Here is a 4,250-nt window from a genome sequence, read left to right on the forward strand (position 1 = left end):
GGCCGGCCGGGTGGTCCGCGGCAGGGACGGGGTCGGGAAGCGGGACGGAGACGGCCCGGCCGGCGCAGGCGGGCCGGGCGGGAACTCCGGCAGGTCGACTCGGACCGCGGGTACTCCACGAAGGCGTCCTCATCGGACTCGTACCGATACACCATGTCGCCCAGAGTAGGAGCCATTGCCCCTTTAGGGGGTAATAATGGGAAATTCCGACGCGGGCGCGTCGGCGTCCTTCCCGCCGAGGCGACCGCGACCGCCCTCGGGGCCGGTGGGAGAATGCCGGACGTGACCGGCGACCACTACTTCTCCACCAGACCCACCGCTGCGGCGCGCCCGCGGGAGGTGGAGTTCTCCGTCGCCGGGCGCGACTACACCCTGGCCTCCGCCAGCGGGGTCTTCTCCGCGGACCGGCTCGACCCCGGCACCGCCGTCCTGCTGCGCAAGGCCGAGCTGCCGACCGCCACCGTCGGCGGGGACCTGCTCGACATCGGCTCGGGCTTCGGGCCGATCAGCTGCGTGCTGGCCACCAGCGCACCGGCCGCCACCGTCTGGGCGGTCGACGTCAACGAGCGGGCCCGCGCCCTCACCACCGAGAATGCCCGCCGGGTCGGCGCCGCCGACCGGCTCCGGGCGGTCGCCCCGGACGAGGTCCCGGCCGACGTCACCTTCGCGCAGATCTGGTCCAACCCGCCGATCCACATCGGCAAGGCCGAACTGCACGAGCTGCTGCGCCGCTGGCTGCCCCGGCTCGCCCCGGACGGCGTCGCCTGGCTGGTGGTCGCCCGCCACCTCGGCGGCGACTCGCTGCACCGCTGGCTGGTCGACGGCGGCTGGCAGGTCGAGCGGCACGCCAGCCAGAAGGGCTACCGGGTGCTGCGGGTCACCCGGTAATCGGGTGTCGCCCGCGCCGCCCGCTCCGGCAGGATGCCGGCGTGGGATACGTGGACGTGGCAGGGGTCGGGCACATCCTCCCCGACGGCCGGGAACTCTTCGCCGACGTGTCGTTCCGGGTCGGTGAGGGTGCCAAGGTCGCCCTGGTCGGCCCGAACGGCGCCGGCAAGACGACGCTGTTGCGGATGGTCGCCGGCGACCTGCCGGTGAAGACCGGCGCCGTCGCCCGGGCCGGTGGCCTCGGTGTGATGCGGCAGTTCATCGGCATGATCGGGGACGACACCACGCTGGCCGACCTGGCGCTCTCGCTCGCCCCACCGGCGCTGCGCGACGCCGGCCGCCGGGTCGCCGAGACCGAGGCGGCCATGCGGTCGGCCGAGCTGCGCGGCAAGTACAGCACCGCCGCCGGCAAGGCCCAGCTGGCGTACGCGGACGCGCTGGCCGCCTGGGGCGAAACCGGCGGGTACGACGCCGAGGTGCTCTTCGACACGGTCGCCACGATCGTGCTGGACCTGCCCTGGGACGCCGCCCGGGACCGCCCGGTGCGGACCCTCTCCGGCGGTCAGCAGAAGCGCTTCGCCCTGGAACTGCTGCTGCGCGGCACCGACGAGGTGCTGCTCCTCGACGAGCCGGACAACTTCTTGGACGTGCCCGGCAAGCGCTGGCTGGAGGCGCGGCTGCGGGAGTCCGGCAAGTCCGTGCTCTACGTCTCGCACGACCGGGAGCTGCTGGCGCAGACCGCCGACCGGGTGGTCGCCGTCGAGGGCGGCAGCGCCTGGGTGCACCCGGCGGGCTTCGCCAGCTGGTACGACGCCCGGGTGGCCCGGCACGCCCGCCTCGACGAGCTGCGCAAACGCTGGGACGAGGAACACCAGAAGCTGCGCGAGCTGATGCTGATGTACAAGCAGAAGGCCGCGTACAACGACGGGATGGCGTCGCGCTACCAGGCGGCGCAGACCCGGCTGCGCAAGTTCGAGGAGGCCGGGCCGCCGCCCGTACCCCCGAAGGACCAGGACATCCGGATGCGCCTGGCCGGCGGGCGGACCGGCAAGCGCGCGGTCATCTGCGACCAGCTGGAGCTCGACGGCCTGACCTACCCCTTCGACCTGGAACTCTGGTACGGCGACCGGGTCGCCGTGCTCGGCGCCAACGGGACGGGGAAGTCCCATTTTCTCCGACTGCTGGCCCGGGGTGGCACCGACCCGGACCCGGCCAACGGCCCGGTCGACGGCGCGGCCGCGTTGGCTCCGGTCGCCCACGACGGCATGGTCCGGCTCGGCGCGCGGGTCCGGCCCGGCCACTTCTCCCAGACCCACGACCGGCCCGAGCTGGTGGCGAAGACCCTGGTCGAGATCCTCTGGCGGGGCGACGAGCACCGGGCCGGAATGGACCGGCACGCCGCGATGGCGGCGCTGTCCCGGTACGAGCTGGCCGCGCAGGGCGACCAGCGCTTCGGCACCCTCTCCGGCGGGCAGCAGGCGCGTTTCCTGGTGCTGCTGCTGGAACTGTCCGGGGCGACCCTGCTGCTGCTCGACGAGCCGACGGACAACCTCGACCTCGCCTCCGCCGAGGCGCTCGAGGTCGGGCTGGCCGCGTTCTCCGGGACGGTGGTCGCGGTCACCCACGACCGCTGGTTCACCCGGTCCTTCGACCGGTTCGTGCTGTTCGGCGGCGACGGCGAGGTGGTGGAGACGCCGGAGCCGGTCTGGGACGTGCGCTGACGGCTCCATGGTGCCCGCCCCCGGCGGGCGGCCCCGGGGCCCGCGGCTCGCGGCGGGCATAGGGTGGATCACGTGACTGAGATGACCTACCGCCGGTTGGGCGACTCCGGGCTCGTGGTGTCCGTGGTCGGCATCGGCTGCAACAACTTCGGCCGCAAGCTCGACCTCGACGGCACCCGGGCGGTGGTCGACGCCGCCCTCGACGCCGGGATCAACTTCTTCGACACCGCCGACATCTACGGCGAACCGCAGGGCGGCTCCGAGGAACTGCTCGGGCAGGCGCTCAAGGGGCGCCGGGACGACGTGGTGGTGGCCACCAAGTTCGGCATGGACATGCACGGCATGAACGGCCCCGACCACGGCGCCCGGGGCGCGCGCCGCTACATCGCCCGGGCGGTGGAGGCGTCGCTGCGCCGGCTCGGCACCGACCACATCGACCTGTACCAGATGCACGAGCCCGACCCGGGCACCCCGATCGACGAGACGCTCGCCGCCCTGGACGACCTCGTCCGCGCCGGCAAGGTGCGCTACCTCGGCAACTCCAACTTCGCCGGCTGGCAGATCGCCGACGCCGACTGGGTCGCCTCGTCCAACGGGCGGGCCCGGTTCATCAGCGCGCAGAACCACTACTCGCTGCTGGAACGCTCCGTCGAAACCGAGGTCGTGCCCGCCTGCGAGCGGTTCGGCCTGGGCATGCTGCCGTTCTTCCCGCTCGCCAACGGCCTGCTCACCGGCAAGTACAAGCGCAACGAGGCGCCGCCCGCCGGCAGCCGGCTCTCCGGCGGCGGCCGATACGCGCAGCGTCTCGCCGCCGCGGACTGGGACACCATCGAGGCCATCGAGGCGTACGCCGGCGAGCGCGGCCTGTCGATGCTCCAGGTGGCGATCGGCGGGCTGGCCGCCCGTCCGGCGGTGACCTCGGTGATCGCCGGCGCCACCACGCCGGAGCAGGTGCGGGCCAACGCCGAAGCCGGGACCTGGCAGCCCACCGACGAGGACCTGGACGCCCTCGACGCCATCCTCTGACCGTCGGCCGGTCGGCCTGCCGCCGACGGTCGCACCACCCGTGAGCGGGGCACCTCGGAGCCGTTGCGACGCCGCCGAGGTGCCCCGCTCTTTCGTGCCCGGCCCGTCCACTGAGGGCCAACCGGACAGCATGGCGTGAGCGGTCCGTCACGCGCTGCCCGCACCGTCGAGATGAGACGGTCCGTGGGAAAAGCGCACCCCCGCCCTTGGCGGATCGGCGCATCCGTCGTACGGTATGCCGCAAGTGACCCACGGGAGCCCGGTGCACCGGGCTGAGAGGGGGGCTGAAGCCCCCGACCGTCGAACCTGATCCGGGTAATGCCGGCGCAGGGAGGAGCGTTGCCGTGCCGTCCCTGGGACGACTGCATCTGATCACCGACACCCGGCCGGGGCGTGACCCGCTCGCCGTGCTGCGCGCCGCCCTGCCGGTGGCCCGCGCCGAGCTGGTCGTGCAGGTTCGGGTGGCCGACGACGCCACCGACCGGCAGGCGTACGACCTGGCCCGCCGGGTGCTCGCGCTCTGCGCGCCGTACGGGGTGCCGTGCCTGGTCAACGACCGGCTGCACGTGGCACTCGCGGTCGGCGCCGCCGGGGGCCACGTCGGGGCGGACGACC

4 protein-coding genes and 1 riboswitch are annotated in these 4,250 nt (G+C 73.7%); all 4 genes read left to right on the forward strand.

The window, feature by feature from the left end; all coding sequences use genetic code 11:
- Positions 1–282 precede the first annotated feature (282 nt).
- Positions 283–888 (forward strand): methyltransferase, encoded by a 606-nt coding sequence (locus tag JNW89_RS29345; RefSeq protein ID WP_238451563.1) that lies wholly within the window; start codon positions 283–285, stop codon positions 886–888.
- Between the two features lie 41 nt (positions 889–929).
- A complete protein-coding gene (locus JNW89_RS29350; RefSeq protein WP_238451561.1) occupies positions 930–2,609 on the forward strand; it encodes an ABC-F family ATP-binding cassette domain-containing protein in 1,680 nt (559 codons plus the stop codon).
- A 63-nt stretch (positions 2,610–2,672) separates the two neighbouring features.
- A complete protein-coding gene (locus JNW89_RS29355) occupies positions 2,673–3,635 on the forward strand; it encodes an aldo/keto reductase (protein WP_179801867.1) in 963 nt (320 codons plus the stop codon).
- Positions 3,636–3,876: 241 nt separating this feature from the next.
- Positions 3,877–3,985, forward strand: a riboswitch (TPP riboswitch).
- The coding region (locus JNW89_RS29360) for a thiamine phosphate synthase (protein WP_238451562.1) at positions 3,980–4,250 on the forward strand (271 nt) is incomplete at its 3' end. It overlaps the preceding riboswitch by 6 nt.

Source organism: Micromonospora sp. 4G55, from assembly GCF_016803375.1.